General features: G+C 60.9%; 10 protein-coding genes and 3 pseudogenes. 9 read left to right on the top strand and 4 right to left on the bottom strand.

Annotated features, from left to right (window positions below; translation table 11 throughout):
- Positions 1-16: 16 nt before the first annotated feature.
- From aceF to R6254_RS04695, 6 genes and pseudogenes are all read left to right on the top strand, one after another.
- The gene (gene aceF, locus R6254_RS04720) at positions 17-1681 is read left to right on the top strand and encodes a dihydrolipoyllysine-residue acetyltransferase (protein ID WP_318404810.1); all 1665 of its coding nucleotides are present in this window, start codon (positions 17-19) and stop codon (positions 1679-1681) included.
- Positions 1682-1751: 70 nt separating this feature from the next.
- Positions 1752-2336, top strand: coding sequence for an Ntn hydrolase family protein (locus R6254_RS04715; protein ID WP_318404808.1), 585 nt, complete (start codon positions 1752-1754; stop codon positions 2334-2336).
- Positions 2337-2351: 15 nt separating this feature from the next.
- Positions 2352-4196: a dihydrolipoyl dehydrogenase gene (gene lpdA, locus R6254_RS04710; protein WP_318404807.1), complete on the top strand. Its 1845-nt coding sequence runs from the start codon at positions 2352-2354 to the stop codon at positions 4194-4196.
- A 157-nt stretch (positions 4197-4353) separates the two neighbouring features.
- The gene (rsmH, locus tag R6254_RS04705) at positions 4354-5412 is read left to right on the top strand and encodes a 16S rRNA (cytosine(1402)-N(4))-methyltransferase RsmH (protein ID WP_318404805.1); all 1059 of its coding nucleotides are present in this window, start codon (positions 4354-4356) and stop codon (positions 5410-5412) included.
- Between the two features lie 13 nt (positions 5413-5425).
- Positions 5426-5629 (top strand): annotated as a pseudogene (locus tag R6254_RS04700) (dihydrolipoyl dehydrogenase); the annotation flags it as partial.
- A gap of 111 nt (positions 5630-5740) precedes the next feature.
- Positions 5741-6676, top strand: a complete 936-nt coding sequence (locus R6254_RS04695; RefSeq protein ID WP_318404803.1) for a class I SAM-dependent methyltransferase — start codon at positions 5741-5743, stop codon at positions 6674-6676.
- Between the two features lie 306 nt (positions 6677-6982).
- Here R6254_RS04695 and R6254_RS04690 read toward each other — a convergent pair whose 3' ends face one another.
- Positions 6983-7216: a hypothetical protein gene (locus tag R6254_RS04690; protein WP_318404801.1), complete on the bottom strand. Its 234-nt coding sequence runs from the start codon at positions 7214-7216 to the stop codon at positions 6983-6985.
- A 177-nt stretch (positions 7217-7393) separates the two neighbouring features.
- Between R6254_RS04690 and R6254_RS04685 the strand changes: the two genes are divergently transcribed.
- The 3 genes and pseudogenes from R6254_RS04685 to R6254_RS04675 all read left to right on the top strand — a co-directional run.
- On the top strand, positions 7394-8776 hold the full coding sequence (locus R6254_RS04685; protein WP_318404800.1) for an aminotransferase-like domain-containing protein: 1383 nt from the start codon (positions 7394-7396) through the stop codon (positions 8774-8776).
- Between the two features lie 507 nt (positions 8777-9283).
- Positions 9284-9484 (top strand): annotated as a pseudogene (locus R6254_RS04680) (class I SAM-dependent methyltransferase); the annotation flags it as partial.
- Between the two features lie 109 nt (positions 9485-9593).
- Positions 9594-10823 (top strand): annotated as a pseudogene (locus R6254_RS04675) (IS1182 family transposase); the annotation flags it as partial.
- A gap of 285 nt (positions 10824-11108) precedes the next feature.
- Here R6254_RS04675 and R6254_RS04670 read toward each other — a convergent pair.
- From R6254_RS04670 to R6254_RS04660, 3 genes are read right to left on the bottom strand one after another with little or no spacing between them, the layout of a single operon-like run.
- Positions 11109-11915 (bottom strand): oxidoreductase, encoded by an 807-nt coding sequence (locus R6254_RS04670; protein WP_318404798.1) that lies wholly within the window; start codon positions 11913-11915, stop codon positions 11109-11111.
- 41 nt (positions 11916-11956) lie between these two features.
- A complete protein-coding gene (locus tag R6254_RS04665) occupies positions 11957-15052 on the bottom strand; it encodes an efflux RND transporter permease subunit (RefSeq protein WP_318404796.1) in 3096 nt (1031 codons plus the stop codon).
- Complete coding sequence (locus R6254_RS04660; protein ID WP_318404795.1) at positions 15049-16155, bottom strand: efflux RND transporter periplasmic adaptor subunit; 1107 nt, start codon at positions 16153-16155, stop codon at positions 15049-15051. Before R6254_RS04660 ends, R6254_RS04665 begins: the two co-directional genes overlap by 4 nt.
- Between the last annotated feature and the right edge of the window lie 51 nt (positions 16156-16206).

Raw genomic sequence — 16206 nt, 5'->3', positions numbered from 1 at the left:
GAACGGAGACATACACATGGCATTGGTAGACATCACCATTCCCGACATCGGCGACTTCGACGAAGTGACGGTCATCGAGCTGCTGGTCAAACCCGGCGACCACATCCAGGCCGACCAGAGCCTGATGACGGTGGAAAGCGACAAGGCCTCGATGGAAATTCCCTCCAGCCAGGCCGGCGTTGTGAAAGAGTTCAAGGTCAAGCTGGGCGACAAGGTCAAGCAGGGCTCGGTGGTGCTGGTGCTGGAGGCTGACGCCGCCGCAACGGCTCCTGCCCCCGCTTCTGAAGAAAAACAGGCTGTAGCCCCCGCTGTAACTGCGCCAGCAGCTAGCAAATCAGTAGCGGCGCCAGTCGCCGTTGCGGCCGGACGCGTGGACGTCCATGTTCCCGACATTGGCGACTTCAAGGACGTCGTGGTTATCGAAGTGCTGGTCAAGGTGGGCGACACCATACGCGCCGAGCAGTCACTGGTCACGGTCGAGTCGGACAAGGCCTCGATGGAAATTCCGTCCAGCCACGCCGGCGTGGTCAAGGAGATCAAGGTCAAGCTCGACGACAAGCTCAATATCGGCGATCTGCTGGTGGTGCTGGAAAGCTCGGCGGCACCCGCCGCTGTGGCCGTTGCTGCGCCGGCGCTTGCCGCCAGCGTCGCACCCGCTGCCAGCGTGGCCAGCGCCCCGGTGGCGAGTGCGGCACCGGCCGCCGCCTTGCCTGCGCACGAACCCGCAACGCCCACCGGCCAGTTGCCACATGCCTCGCCCTCGGTGCGCAAGTTTGCGCGCGAGCTGGGTGTGCCACTGGCCGAAGTCAAAGGCAGCGGCCCGAAAGGCCGTATCACGCAGGACGACGTGCAGGGTTTCACCAAGTCCGTCATGGCCGGCGCTGTGCGCACCCAGGCACAAGCCGCCAAGGCGCCTGCCGCTGCAGCCGGCTCCGGTGTCGGTCTGGACTTGTTGCCCTGGCCCAAGGTCGACTTCGCCAAGTTCGGCGCGATCGAACGCAAGGACTTGTCGCGTATCAAGAAGATCAGCGGCGCCAACCTGCACCGCAACTGGGTGATGATTCCGCACGTCACCAATAACGACGAGGTGGATATCACCGATCTCGAAGCCTTCCGCGTGTCGACCAACAAGGAAAACGAGAAGTCGGGTGTCAAGGTCACCATGCTGGCTTTTGTGATCAAGGCCGTGGTGGCGGCACTGAAAAAATTCCCCGAGTTCAACGCCAGCCTGGACGGCGATGCGCTGGTCTATAAGCAGTATTTCCACATCGGTTTTGCGGCCGACACGCCCAATGGGCTTATGGTGCCGGTGCTGCGTGATGCGGACAAAAAAGGCATTTTGCAGATCAGCCTGGAGATGGGTGAGCTGGCCAAGAAGGCGCGTGATGGCAAGCTGTCGCCAGCCGAAATGACGGGCGGCTGCTTCTCGATCTCTTCGCTGGGCGGCATAGGTGGCACCCATTTCACCCCCATCATCAACGCGCCCGAAGTGGCCATCCTGGGCCTGTCCAAGAGCGCGATGAGACCGGTGTGGAGCGCGGACAAGGAAAAGTTTGTGCCGCGCCTGAGCTTGCCGCTGTCGCTGTCTTATGACCACCGCGTCATCGACGGCGCCTCGGCTGCGCGTTTCAACGCCTACCTGGGCCAGATCCTGGGTGACTTCCGCCGCGTGTTGTTATGAACCAAGGTTCACCTTCGGTGGCCCTGCCTGAGGGGGCTTGCCTCCCCGGGGCGGCCAATCGGAGGTCCTTGTGACCACCCTGGTTGTTGTCAAGAAAGCCGGGCAGGCCGTGATTGCCACGGACGCGCTCATCACTTTCGGCGACACACGCCTGAGCAGCCGTTACGAGGTCAACAGCAAAATCTTCAAGGTCAACACGCCGACGGGCAGCAGCTACATCGGCATGGCCGGGACCGTGGCGCATTTTCCGGTGCTGCGCAAAGCCATGGAGACCTTGCCCAAAGCCCAGCTCAAGTTCGGCAGCAAGGACGAGGTGTTTGACACCTTCCACAAGCTGCACCCGGTGCTCAAGGACGCGTTTTTCCTGCAGACCAAGGAAGACGACAACGACCCCTATGAGTCCAGCCAGTTCAGCGTGTTAATTGCCAACGCCAGCGGCATCTATGGCCTCTACAGCTACCGCGAAATCTTTGAGTTCAAGGAATTCTGGGGCATAGGTTCGGGCCGCAGTTTTGCGCTGGGTGCGATGCACGCCAGTTGGGGCAAAGCCAAAACAGCACGCGAAGTGGCCCTGGCCGGGGTGAACGCGGGCTGCGAATTCGACAAAAACTCCGCCGGACCGGTGGAGCTGTTCACGATCAAGCTGAAAAAGTAAGCGGAGACCTAAAACATGGCATCGATAGACATTCAAATTCCCGACATTGGCGATTTCGACGAAGTGACCGTGATCGAGTTGCTGGTCAAGGCCGGCGACAACATCCAGGTTGACCAGAGCCTGATGACGGTGGAGAGCGACAAGGCCTCGATGGAAATTCCATCCAGCCACGCCGGCGTCGTGAAAGAGCTCAAGGTCAAGCTCGGCGACAAGGTCAAGCAGGGCTCGGTGGTGCTGGTACTGGATGCCGCTGGTGCGGTTGCGCCGGCTGCAGCGCCAGTTTCAGAGTCAAAACAGGCGATAGACCCCGTTGCACCTGCGCTAGCAGCTATCAATTCCGTAGCGGCGCCAGCCGCCGCCAGCTTCACCGGCACGGCCGATTTGGACTGCGACCTGCTGGTGCTGGGCGCCGGCCCTGGTGGATATTCCGCCGCCTTCCGCGCCGCCGACCTGGGCCTCAAAGTCGTGCTGGTCGAGCGTTACGCCACCCTGGGCGGGGTTTGCCTGAACGTGGGTTGCATCCCATCCAAGGCCTTGCTGCATGTGGCGGCGGTGATGGACGAGGTCAAACATTTTGAAGCGCTGGGCGTTAGTTTTGCCGACCCCACCGTCGACATCAACAAGCTGCGCACACACAAGGAAAAAGTCGTCGGCAAACTCACCGGCGGCCTGGCCGCCATGGCCAAGATGCGCAAGGTCACCACCGTGCGTGGTGTCGGCAGTTTTGTCGGCGCCAACCACCTGCAAGTGGAAGAAACTGCTGGCGCCGAAGGCCAGGAAAAAACCGGCAAGACACAAACCATCGCTTTCAAGAACTGCATCATTGCCGCAGGCAGCCAGGCCGTGCGCCTGCCCTTCATGCCCAACGATCCGCGCGTGGTGGACAGCACCGGCGCGCTGGAGCTCAAGGAAGTGCCCAAACGCATGCTGATCCTGGGCGGCGGCATCATCGGCCTGGAGATGGGCACGGTCTACAGCACCCTGGGCGCACGCCTGGATGTGGTGGAAATGCTCGACGGCCTGATGCAGGGCGCCGACCGCGACCTGGTCAAGGTCTGGCAGAAGATGAACGCGCCGCGTTTTGACAACATCATGCTCAAGACCAAGACGGTGGGCGCCCGCGCCACACCTGAAGGCATAGAGGTGACGTTTGCCTCGGCAGAAGAGGGCGGCACTGCCCCCGCGCCGCAGGTCTACGACCTGGTGTTGCAGGCCGTGGGCCGCACGCCCAACGGCAAGAAACTTGCAGCGGAAAAAGCCGGCGTCGCCGTGACCGACCGCGGCTTCATCCCGGTGGACATCCAGATGCGCACCAACGTGCCGCACATCTTCGCCATCGGCGACATCGTCGGCCAGCCCATGCTGGCGCACAAAGCGGTGCACGAGGCGCATGTGGCAGCCGAAGTCATCGCCGGTGAACTGCAGGGCAACAAGGAACTGGCCAGCGCGGCGTTCAACGCCCGCGTGATCCCCAGCGTCGCCTACACCGACCCCGAAGTGGCATGGGTCGGCCTGACGGAAGACCAGGCCAAGGCGCAAGGCATCAAGGTCAAGAAGGGCTTGTTCCCCTGGACGGCTTCGGGCCGTGCCATCGCCAACGGCCGCGACGAAGGCTTCACCAAGCTGTTGTTTGACGATTCCCCCGAGGCGCACGGCCACGGCAAGATTTTGGGCGGCGGCATTGTCGGCACCCATGCCGGTGACATGATTGGCGAGATTGCGCTGGCGATTGAAATGGGTGCCGACGCTGTCGACATCGGTAAAACCATCCACCCGCACCCAACCCTTGGAGAATCCATTGGCATGGCGGCGGAAGTGGCGCATGGCAGCTGCACGGATTTGCCGCCGACACGCAAGTAAGGACGAATCGCTACTGATTCAGTAGCTGGCCGCGCAGATTCCGCAAGGGCTGCGCGGTTTTTTTGTTGGGACTGAATACCTTGCGGTTTGACCGCGCTTGCAGAATGCCTTGATCGCCTTCGGCTACGGGTGCAAGCGCGCGGCCGCATAATGGCCGATGACCGACGCCTCCCCTCCCCACAAGCGCCGCGTGCGTTACGCTGGCACCCATCCCCGCCAGTTTGAAGAAAAGTACAAAGAGCTGGACCCCACGCGCCACGCGGCCGAGGTCGACAAGGTCATGCAGCGCGGGCAAACGCCTGCGGGCATGCACCGCTCCATTTGTGTTGACGAAATCCTGGCCATCTTGAAGCCCTTGCCCGGCGAAACCGGCCTGGATCTCACCCTGGGCTTTGGTGGCCACACGTTGGCCATGCTGCCGCTGGTGCAGCCCGGCGGGCGCATGTTTGGCATGGATGTCGATCCCATTGAGCTGCCCCGCACCGTTGCACGGCTGCGTGCCTTGGGTTTTGGCGACGAAGCGCTCAGCGTCCACCGCGCCAACTTCAGCGAACTGGCGACTTTGCTGCCACAAGCGGGCGGCGGCTTCGACTTTGTGCTGGCAGACCTGGGCGTGTCGTCCATGCAAATTGACAACCCGGCACGCGGCTTTAGTTTCAGGGCCGATGGTCCGCTGGATTTGCGCCTGGACCCCACCAGCGGCCAGTCTGCCAGCGAGCTGCTGCTGTGCGTGACCCGCCACCGGCTGCGCGACCTGCTGACCGACAACTCCGATGAGCCCTTTGCCCTGCCATTGGCAGCAGCCCTGCAAGGCCAGTATTTGGAAACCACCGTGCAGCTCGCCGACCTGGTGCGGGCCACCATGGCGCTGGCGTTCAAGCGCAGCATGCCTGAGGAAGAGCGCTTGGCCGAAACCAAAAAAGTGCTGCAGCGTACTTTTCAGGCGCTGCGCATTGAGGTGAATGACGAGTTTGGCGTGCTGGACACGATGTTGCTGAACCTGCCTGCCTGCCTCAAGCCCGGCGGGCGAGTCGCTATTCTGAGCTTTCACTCCGGGGAAGACCGGCGCGTGAAAAAGTGCTTTCAAACCGGCGAGCGCAACGGCACCTTCAGCAGCGTGGCCGCCGACCCCATTCGCGCTTCGTACGACGAACAACGCAGCAACCCGCGTTCGTCGTCCGCCAAGTTGCGCTGGGCGGTGCGGGCGCTGCACTGAGCCCTTACCTGTAGGCAACGGTGTTCTTGGTGATCGGGTGCTGCCCTTGAATGCCGGCGACATGATTGGCGAGATCGCGCTGACCATCGACGTGGGCGCCGATGCGGTGGATATCGGCAAAACCATTCACCCGCACCCGACCCTGGGCGAAAGCATTTGCATGGCGGCGGAAGTGGCGCACGGCAACTGTACCGATTTGCCGTCAACCAGGAAGTGATGCTGGTTTGACGCACAATTGCTACTGAATCAGTAGCTGGTCGCGCAGATTCCGAAAGGGCTGCGCGGCTTTTTCTTTGATATTTTTTCCGTACACCGGATTCCGCACCCCATGCAAGCCTTGATGAACGCCATCGCCACGATGGACCTGCCTACCGACGCCCAACGTATCTTCCATGGCCGGGGCGGCCTGTACCCGGGCTGCGAGCAGTGGGCGCTGGACGCTTTCCCGCCCGTCTTTGTGCTGACGAGCTTTCAGCCCGCCAGCGACGACGAGCTGGCCGCCGTGGGCACGGCATTGGCCGCGCGCTGGCAGCAGCTGGCGCCCGGCGAGCCGCTCAATTGGGTGTTTCAGTGCCGGCACGAAGGCCGCACCGAGACGCGCCTGATGGATGGCAACGTGCCCGAGCCGCATGTGGTGACGGAGCAGGGCGCGAAGTTTCGCGTACACGTACTCAAGGGGCAGAACCACGGCCTGTTCCTCGACATGGCCGAGGGCCGGCGCTGGGTGCGTGACTATGTGACGGCGCATCCGGTGGGCGGCCGCGGGGCGACGATTCTAAATCTCTTTGCCTACACCTGTGCCTTCTCGGTGGTGGCGCTGCGGGCCGGAGCCAAACAGGTGGTCAATGTGGACATGAGCCGGGGCGCCATCGCCATCGGTCAGCAAAATCACCAGCTCAATGGCCTGTCGAGTGGCGCCAGTTTTCTGGCGCATGACATCTTCAGCACCTGGGGCAAGATCAAGCGCAGCGGCCCGTATGAGCTGGTGATCGTTGATCCGCCTAGCTTTCAGAGAGGCAGTTTTGTGGCCACCAAGGATTACGCCCGCCTGATGCACCGATTGCACGATTTGCTGATGCCGGGTGGCCATGTGCTGCTGTGCCTGAATGCGCCCGAACTGGGCGTGGCGTTTCTGCAGGACCAGATGCGGGAATTGGCGCCCGAGCTGACGTTTGTGGAACGCGTGGCGAATCCGGCGGTGTTTGCGGATGTGGCGGAGGAGAGAGCGTTGAAGGTGCTGGTTTACGCCGCCCCCGGCTTATAAATCAGACGGACCGCAGTCGGCTGCTTTGGGCCCATTGCCGCCGGTCAGCCGCTGGCGAAGCGGTCAGCCACGAAATTCGGCAGTCGGCCAAAAGCGGACATCTACCCACGTCAAGGTTTCTGTTCGAGATCCATGGCTTCAACCTCGTCATCTGAAGCAAGTGGTTTCCCGAATGCCTGGAGCCAAAGGTAGCCTGCAACAGCGACGCGAGGCAGATTGCCATCTTCGATAAAGTTGCCAGTTATGGTCATCCGACGAATGCAAGGTTCGTCGCATGACAGGATATCGGCCGACCCGTCTTTGCCATCATGGGAGGCTCAAGTCCAAACCGAGCATCCTGGCAAGGGCGAAGGTGAAGAGCCCCAGGCCCAGGAGTAATAGCATGAAGACGGCAGCCCACTTGCCGCCCGCGCGTAGCAACGCGCGCTTGTCCGTTCCCTTCTTCCCTTGGTCGTAATGCCACTTGATGGCTAAGAACATGCACGTGCCGAACGCGAGAACCTTGAACGTAACGAAGACTACAGGGATCCAATCGATCATTTTGAAAATTTCCGGCCAATGACTTGACGCTGTCTATCGTGAGGAGCACTACCTCCCAGATGCGGGAGGCGAAAACGTCAGCGACTGCCATACAAGGATGTTGGTGCTGCACGTTCTGAGGCATATTACTCAAAAGCAATTTCCATACATTGAGACAAAATGTCCCAGTCTAAAACCATGCAAGATGACAATTTACCCATCTGGCTGCCGCAATTGGCTGTGCACGGTGGGCCACGTTTTTTGCAGATTGCGGATGCGTTACAGGCGGCGCTGGCAGACGGATCGCTGAAACCGGGGGACCGTCTGCCTCCGCAGCGCCGGTTGGCAGCGCAGCTGGACGTCGACCTGACGACGGTCACGCGCGCATACGATGAAGCCAGACGCCGCCACTTGTTGGAGGGACGCGGCGCTCGAGGCACTTATGTCGCGGCGTCGAAAGTCGAATTGACCTCGATCCTCGACCTGAGCATGAACACCCCACCACCGCCCGATGGCGTGGACTTCGACGACATGTTGAAACAAGGTTTGTCTCAGGTATTGATGCGGGCGGATGCGCAATTGCTGATGACTTACCACCTGGGCGGGGGAAGCGACTCTGACCGTCAGGCTGGAGTCAAATGGCTAGCACCGATGTTTGGACAGCTGGATTCAGGGGAGGTGGTTGTCTGTCCGGGGGCGCAAGCGGCGATCGCCGCATTCATCCTGGCGCTCACGGAGCCTGGCGATGTCATCCTGGCAGAGCCAACAAGTTATCCCGGCTTGCGCGCGGCAGCGACCCAATTGGGCCGGCGCATCATCGCGGTGGAAGCGGACAAGCACGGGATGCTGCCCGAGATGCTTGAGCAAGCCTGCCACCAGCACAAGCCTGGGCTGGTCTACCTCAATCCAACATTACAGAACCCGACCGCCATCACCATTCCGGAGCGCCGGCGCAAGGAGCTCGCCAGCGTCGCCAAGCGCTGCAATGTACGCATCGTCGAGGACGATCCCTACTGGCTTCTTGCCGATGCCCCGCCACCACCTATTGCCACGTTTGCCCCGGAGCAGGTCTACTACATCTCAACCCTGTCCAAATGCCTGACGCCCGGCTTGCGTGTCGCCTTCGTGCTCATACCTGACCCGCAGGAACGCGAACGTTTCCTGGTCGCGCTAAGATCATTTGCGCTGATGGTCGCGCCTCTGACGGCCGCACTGGCCACGCAGTGGATCCTCGACGGTTCGGCTGACGGATTGATGCAAGGCGTACGCAAGGAGGCGCGTCTGCGCCACCGGATGGCTAGGGATATTCTGGCGGGGCGGTACAGCGGCGCTGGAGACGGCCTGCATGTATGGCTTGAGTTGCCGGGGTATTGGAGCTCCTCACAGCTTGCGCGTGCAGCCGATAGCGAGGGCATAGCAGTCACGCCGGCGGAGGCATTCGCCACTGGCAGCGGATCCGTGAATGCCATTCGGATCTCTTTGGGCAGCATCAAGGACCGTGGACGCTTACAGGCGGGTCTTCAACGGCTGTCTCATCTGCTTGCGCGGCGGCCCGAGTCGTTCAGCGCTGCTGTGGTTTAGCTGTCCAGGAAACACGGTGCATCATTCAGGAGTTCTCTCAATGTGGTCGCACATGGGTTTGCTGCCTCAGTGTTTATGTATCGCGAGATCACGCGCGAAAGTGGACAGACTGGAAGAAAGCTACGTGAGCCGTGCAGGGCAACGTCTGCTTTGGGTGGCGCCGAGCGGCCGCTATCAGGCAGGCACATCGACCGGCCGGATTTGGCCGAAAGCCGTCTTTTAAAAGTTAACTCAGCATCTATCCGCCAGCCAACAGTCTCTTGGTTATTGCCGATTTTCTGCCAGTGCGGAAATCGCCCGCTTGAAGGATGAAATTGGCCTCTGGTCCAATATGCGCAAGCACAAGCAGCTACTTAATTGATAGCGATTGTCTAAGGCTACGAGAGTGCCTGAATCATCTCTGCGGCCAGTCGCAAGCGCCTCGGGATACGGTCGATCAGCACGAATTCTTCTTCGGAGGAGTGCTAATTGCCGCCGGGCAGGCCGAAGCCTCCGACGACTGGTTCGCCCGATTTGTTGATGCCGGGTAGCCATGCGCTGCTGTGCCTGAATGCGCTCGAATTGGGGATGGACTTTCTGCAGGACCAGATGCGGGAGCTGGCGCCTGAGTTGGCGTTTGTGGAACGGGTGGCGAATCCGGCGGTGTTTGCGGATGTGGCGGAGGAGAGGGCGCTGAAGGTGCTGGTTTACGCTGCACCCGGCTTGTGAAACCAGACGGACCGCAGTCGGCTGCTTTGGGCCGAGGCTGTGTGAAAACACTTCACCATTCGCTCCACTGCCAATAAAATCGAGCCACCTTTTTCGAGCGAGGTGGCCCATGAAGCGATTCATTGAAGGCGAGGACTGTCACCAGGTCACTTTGCTGCCCGAGTGCCTTGATGACTACATCGACGAAGACAACCCGGTCAGGGTCGTCGATGTGTTCGTCGAAGAGTTGGACCTGCATGCGCTGGGGTTCAAACGGACAGCGCCGGAGCTCACCGGAAGGCCTGCATATCACCCCGGCGTCCTGCTCAAGCTCTATATCTATGGCTACCTCAATCGCATCCAGTCCAGCCGCCGGCTGGAGCGTGAAGCGCAGCGCAATGTCGAACTGATGTGGCTGACCGGGCGCCTGGCCCCCGACTTCAAAACCATCGCCGACTTCCGCCGCCACAATGGCACCGGCATCCGCAACGTCTGCAAGCGCTTCATCGCCCTGTGCCGGCAATTGAAGCTCTTCTCGCAGGCCATCATCGCCATCGACGGCAGCAAGTTCAAGGCGGTCAACAGCCGCGACCGCAACTTCACCCTGGGCAAGGTTGACAGACGCCAGGAGCAGGTCGAGCAAAGCATCCAGCGCTATCTCGACGCCCTGGAGACGGCTGACCGGACGCAGCCTGCGGAGGTCGAGGCCAAGACAGAGCGGCTACAACAAAAGATCGCCAAGCTGCGCGAACAGATGCGACGGCTTGACAGCATGAGGGAGCAACTCAAAGAGCTGCCCGACGGGCAGCTCTCGCTCACCGATCCCGACGCACGCTCGATGACGACCCAGGCCAAGGGTTCAGGCCTGGTGGGCTACAACGTCCAGACGGTCGTCGATGCACAGCACCACCTGATCGTCGCGCACGAAGTGACCAATATCGGCAACGATCGGGCGCAGCTGAGCAAGATGGCCGGCCTGGCAGTTCAGGAGATGGGACAGCCAAACCTCCAGACCTTTGCCGATCGCGGCTACTTCAGTGGCCCGCAACTCAAGGCCTGCGAGGATGCCGGCATCACGACCTTCGTGCCCAAGCCCATGACATCCAACGCGAAAGCCGAAGGGCGCTTTGACAAGTCGGACTTCATCTACATCGCCTCAGACAACGCCTACCAGTGCCCGGCCGGCGAGCGCGCAATCTACCGCTTCACAACGCTCGAGAAGGAACAGAACGTAAACCTCTACTGGCCGAGCGCCTGCCCGAACTGCCCTATGAAGCAGCAGTGCACGACCAGCCAGTACCGCCGCATTCGGCGCTGGCAACATGAGGATGTGTTGGAGCGTGTTCAGCAGCGGCTGGACCCTCACTGGGAGGTTGGCGAAAGATTCTCTGCCAAGGTACGCACTAACCGCATGAGTCTGAATTCTTGCGCCTCTTGGGTGTTTCCACACAGCCTCGGCCCTTTGCCGACTTTGAGCGACCCCACTGTGACTGGCTGCGGTGCAGCGTTTGCGGGTATTCGCCAATGACAGCTTTCTGGTTGCCCAATTCACGGCCGGTCAGAAGCCGTTAGTGGCGGTCGGCAACCCCCAAAGCGGAAGTACAGATTTCCCTAAAGCAATTACAACCGGACGCAACTAAAATATTTAGCCCATGTTCAACCCCTTCCTGACGCCCGCATCCACCGGTCCAGCAGGCATGAAGCGGCGCAATTTTCTCAGAAGAGAGGCCTGGCCTTTGGGGGTGTGACGCATTTTCCATGGACCCAAAGCGGCATCGACAATCGTGTTTGCAACGCCATCGGGTGCTGGCGCGTCATTGACATTTTTTACGATCGCGCGGGATACGATGTCGCGCTCAGCGTCATAGGCTGGAATTTTGGAGGCCGCTTGTGGTGAATTGATATCCAGACTGGTCTTGGTGTAAGAAGGCTCGACCAGCACTACGCGGATGCCAAAATTGCGCACCTCATGGTCCAAAGTCTCGGACATCCCCTCAATCGCATGCTTGGATGCGGAATAAAGCCCCATGTACGGTGCTGGAAGAAAGCCCAGCACCGAGCTGATGTTGACAATGCGTCCTGACCGCTGTGCACGCATGTGCGGCAGTACCGCTTGCGTGGTGCGCAAGGTGCCAAACACGTTGGTATCGAACAGCGACTGCGCTTCGGCAATCGAGGTTTCTTCCACCGAGCCGACCAAGGTTCCGCCCGCACTGTTGACAAGCACATCGATGCGCTTGGCCTGACCGATGAGGGTCTGGATGGCACGCTGAACGGAAGCATCGTCGCGGACATCCATCTCGACCAGCACAACGCCAGGTATGGACTGGGCTTTTGCAGTATTACGTACGGTGCCGAATACCCGGCAACCCTGCTTGGCAAACTTCTCTGCGGTGGCACGTCCGATGCCCGATGACACACCGGTTACGACGACAACTTTTGAATCCGACATTTCATTTCCTTTTGCGTGAGTGATGGTTTTTCTGCGTCTATTTATGCAGGCTTCGCGTTCACAGATGGGCTGCCGTTGCCGGGCCTGATCTTGAACCAGATGGCATACATGGCGGGCAAAAATACCAGGGTCAAAATCGTCCCCGCGAAGGTGCCACCAATCAGTGTGTAAGCGAGCGTCCCCCAGAACACCGAATGGGTTAGCGGGATGAAGGCGAAGATCGCTGCCAAGGCAGTCAAGATGACGGGTCTGGCGCGTTGCACAGTGGCTTCGACAACCGCCTGGAACGGCTCCAGTCCCTCCTGTTTGTTGTGGTGTATCTGCCCGATCAAAATCAGCGTGTTGCGCATCACAATGCCCGACAGGGCAATCAAGCCGACCAGCGCATTGATGCCGAATGGCTGCTGGAACAAAATAAGCGTGGGCACCACACCGATCAACCCCAGAGGGCTGGTCAGGAACACCATGACCATCGCGGAAATCGAGCGCACCTGCAAGATGATGATGAGCAGGGTGGCGGCCAGCATGATGGGGAACAGGGGCAACATGGCCGCCATTGCCTTGCCTGATTCTTCGATGGACCCAGCCTCCTCGATGCGGTAGCCGCTCGGCAGTTTTTCCATGATGGGCTTCAGTTGTGCGGTGATGGCTGTTGACACGTCCGGCGGCTGCAAGCCTTCGGCAATGTCGCCCCGCACGGTGATGGTCGGTGTTCGGTCGCGGCGGCGCATGATCGGATCTTCTGTGCGCACATCGACCTTGCCCACCTGTGACAGCGGGATGCGCTGCCCGTTAACACCCGCCAGCGTGAAGTCGCCTATCTTGGCGGGGTCTAACCGGGTCTCACCCGCTGTACGGGCGACGACCTGCACTGTGCGAATGTCCTCACGCACAGTGGTGACAGGCACGCCGCTGAGCAGGAACTGCAATTGTTGTGCCACGGCGCTCGACGTTAGCCCCACAGCTTGTAGTCTGTCCTGCTGCAAGGTGAAGTGCAGCGTGGGTACGCGCGTACCCCAGTCCGAGTTGACCGAGCGCATCATCGGGCTGGTATCCAAGACCTGCTGCACGTCTGCCGCGATGGTGCGCAACTGGTCCGGGTCCGGGCCGGTGACACGGTAAGCCACCGGGTAAGGCGAATACGGGCCGAATACGAGTTGGGTCACACGCACGCGCGCCTCCGAGGCAACGCCATCGGCAATCGCCTGGCGCAGCCGGAATTTCAACGCCTCGCGTGCTTCCTGGTTGTCGGTGCGCACCACAATCTTGGCAAACGACGGGTCGGGCATTTCCGGCCCCATTGAGAAATAGAAGCGTGGCGCACCTTGGCCAATGTAGGCGGTAACGATCTTGGCTTCCTCTTGTTTGGCCAGCCAGGCTTCCACCTTCGCCGTGGCGGCGCTGGTCTGCGCAATCGACGTGCCATAGGGCATCTGCACCTCAACCAGCACCTCAGGGCGGTCGGATATCGGGAAGAATTGCTTTTTGACCACCGCCATACCGAGTACGGCCAAGACGAAGAGGCCGACCACTGAACCGGCGACCAGCCACTTGCGCGTGATGATGCGCGCCAGCAGTTGACGGAAGCGGTTGTAGCGCGGCGTGTTGTAAATCGCGTCGTGGCCGCCTTCGATCTTTTTGAGATCCGGCAGCAGCTTGACGCCCAGGTAGGGGGTAAACACCACGGCGACCACCCAGGACGCGATCAACGCAATGCCGACGATCCAGAACATATTGCTGGTGTATTCGCCTGCGGTGGAGCGTGCAAAACCATTAGGCATAAAGCCGACGGCCGTGACCAGCGTACCCGACAGCATGGGCGCAGCAGTATGGCTCCAGGCATAGGCGGACGCGGCAACGCGGCTGTAGCCTTCTTCCATCTTCACCACCATCATTTCGATGGCGATGATGGCATCATCCACCAGCAAGCCCAGCGCCAGGATCAGGGACCCCAGGGTGATGCGGTCGAAGTTCTTGCCGCTTGCGAGCATCACCACGAAAACCACGGCCAGTGTCAGCGGCACGGCGGCGGCAACCACCAAGCCCACGCGCCAGCCCATGCTCACGAAACACACCAGCATGACCACCAACAGCGCGACGAAAAACTTGATCATGAACTCATCAACCGCAGAGCTGATGTTGACAGCCTGGTCGGTGACTTTGGTGAGGCGCATACCCAGCGGCTGCGCGGCGTTGATCGCACCGACTTCGCTGTCCAGCGCTTTACCCAGATCGAGCCCGTTCCAGCCGTCGCGCATGACCACGCCCAGTAGCAGCGCGGGCTCGCCGCCGTTGCGGATCATGAAAGTAGCGGGGTCTTCATAACCGCGCTTGACCGTCGCAATGTCCGACAGCTTCAGTGTGCGACCCTGTGCCACCACTGGCGTATCGCGCATCTTCTGCAATTCATCGAAGGCACCATCGAGGCGAATGAACACCTGTGGCCCTTTGGTCTCCACGGAGCCCGCCGGCGTCAGCGCGTTCTGGCTATGCAGCGCGGCGAAGACTTCCTGTGGGCTGACCCCCAGCGTTGCCAGGCGATCATGCGAGAACTCAATGTAAATGCGCTCGGACTGCTCACCAACGATGTTGACCTTCTTGACACCCGGCACGTGCAGCAGCCGCTGGCGCATCGTCTCAGCGTCGCGCACCAGCACGCGCTGCGGCTCGCCCTTGGCCTTGGCCTTGAGGGCGTACAGCGCAAAGGTGGTATCCGAGTATTCATCGTTGACCATCGGTCCGATCACGCCGTTGGGCAGGGTGCCCGCCTCGTCGCCGACTTTTTTGCGGGCCTGGTAGAACTGCTCCTGCACTTCCGAAGGGGGGGTACTGTCACGCAAGGTCAAGGTGGTGAAAGCCAAGCCAGGTCTTGTGTAGGTCTCGCTGCGGTCATACCAGCGCAGTTCCTGCAGCCGTTTTTCGAGTTTCTCGGCGACTTGGTCCTGCATTTCCTGCGCGGTGGCCCCGGGCCAGACGGTGATGATATTCATCACCTTGACCGTGAAGGCCGGGTCTTCCGCCCGGCCCAACTGGAAGAAGGCAATAAGCCCTGCCAGCGAGATCAGGAAGATCAGGAACAGGGTGATGGAGCGCTCGCGCACGGCGAGCGCCGACAGGTTGAAACGGCCTTCACTCATGGCTGCGCTCCTGGGGTAACGGTGGCTTGGCCTGCGACTCGCACCTGTTCACCTTCGCGCAAGAGGTGGGTGCCGAGTGCGACGATACGGTCGCCCTGCTTGAGTGCACCGGCAACGCGCGCACTGTCGTCGTCCAGGCGCTGGACCTTGACCGGCCGCCAGGACACCTTTGCCGGTTCGCCTTGGATGACCCAAACCCCTGGCCCTTTGCCTGCATCGAACAGCGCACCCATCGGTACCCGCAAGCCGTCTTGCGCGGCAGACTGTGCCTCGGGAATCTGGATGGTGACCGTGCTGCCCAAGGGGGCGTTGGACAGCTCTCCGTCCAGCACATACCTGGCTTCAAAGGTGCGGGTCTGCCGGTCTGCGGTATCCGACAGCTGCCGGAGTTTGGTCTGAACGGTCACGCCTTCTTTGCCAAAGAGCGTGGCCTGCCCCATGGAGCCCGCCGCAGGACGCAAGGTTTCTGGCAGCTGAACGATGGCTTCGCGGCGTCCGGCATGCGCCAGGCGCACTGTTACTTGTCCAGCGTTGACGACCTGGCCGGGTTCGACCAGTGTTTCCATGACGACGCCATCGGCATCTGCCACCAGCTCGGTGTAGCGGCTGGCGTTGCGCGCAACTTCGGCCTGGGCTTCGGCCGCATTCAGTTGGGCTTTGGCGGTATCTGCCGCGGCCTTGATCTGGTCGTAAGCCGAAGCCGATATCGCACCCGTGCCGCGCAGGTCGCGGTAGCGGGCTTCATCTTCCGCTGTTTGCTGCGCCCGCGCTCGGGCGGCTGCGACCGCTTCCTGCTGCGCATGGGCTGCGAGCTTCAGATCGACCGGGTCGATGCGCATCAGCGGCTGCCCGCGCTTCACGGTTTGCCCCGCATCTACCAGCCGTTCCAACACTTTGCCGGAGACCCGAAAGCCCATATCGCTTTGCACCCGGGCGGCAACGGTTCCGGTGAAGGTGCGTGACGTGGAGACCGCGCCCTGCACGGTCGCCATGCGTACCAGCGGGATGGCGGTGCGCGGGTCAGGTGGCGTCTTCTCGTTGCATGCGATCAATGCAAACGGCAACGCAGAGACGAGAGCGGTGAAGACAAGGCGGCGGAGCATAGAAATCCCGAAAAAAACCAAACAGGATTTCATTTTGTGTCTTGTGACTAT

The organism is Polaromonas potterensis, from assembly GCF_033446725.1.
In the GTDB taxonomy this organism is placed as follows: Bacteria; Pseudomonadota; Gammaproteobacteria; order Burkholderiales; family Burkholderiaceae_C; genus Polaromonas.
This window is presented reverse-complemented; position numbering and strand designations above follow the sequence as displayed.

Bases quoted from the DNA above. Each gene is read 5' to 3' on its own strand.
- aceF (WP_318404810.1), top strand. From the start codon at position 17: ATGGCATTGGTAGACATCACCATTCCCGACATCGGCGACTTCGACGAA.
- lpdA (WP_318404807.1), top strand. From the start codon at position 2,352: ATGGCATCGATAGACATTCAAATTCCCGACATTGGCGATTTCGACGAA.
- rsmH (WP_318404805.1), top strand. From the start codon at position 4,354: ATGACCGACGCCTCCCCTCCCCACAAGCGCCGCGTGCGTTACGCTGGC.
- R6254_RS04695 (WP_318404803.1), top strand. From the start codon at position 5,741: ATGCAAGCCTTGATGAACGCCATCGCCACGATGGACCTGCCTACCGAC.
- R6254_RS04690 (WP_318404801.1), bottom strand. From the start codon at position 7,216: ATGATCGATTGGATCCCTGTAGTCTTCGTTACGTTCAAGGTTCTCGCG.
- R6254_RS04685 (WP_318404800.1), top strand. From the start codon at position 7,394: ATGCAAGATGACAATTTACCCATCTGGCTGCCGCAATTGGCTGTGCAC.
- R6254_RS04670 (WP_318404798.1), bottom strand. From the start codon at position 11,915: ATGTCGGATTCAAAAGTTGTCGTCGTAACCGGTGTGTCATCGGGCATC.
- R6254_RS04665 (WP_318404796.1), bottom strand. From the start codon at position 15,052: ATGAGTGAAGGCCGTTTCAACCTGTCGGCGCTCGCCGTGCGCGAGCGC.
- R6254_RS04660 (WP_318404795.1), bottom strand. From the start codon at position 16,155: ATGCTCCGCCGCCTTGTCTTCACCGCTCTCGTCTCTGCGTTGCCGTTT.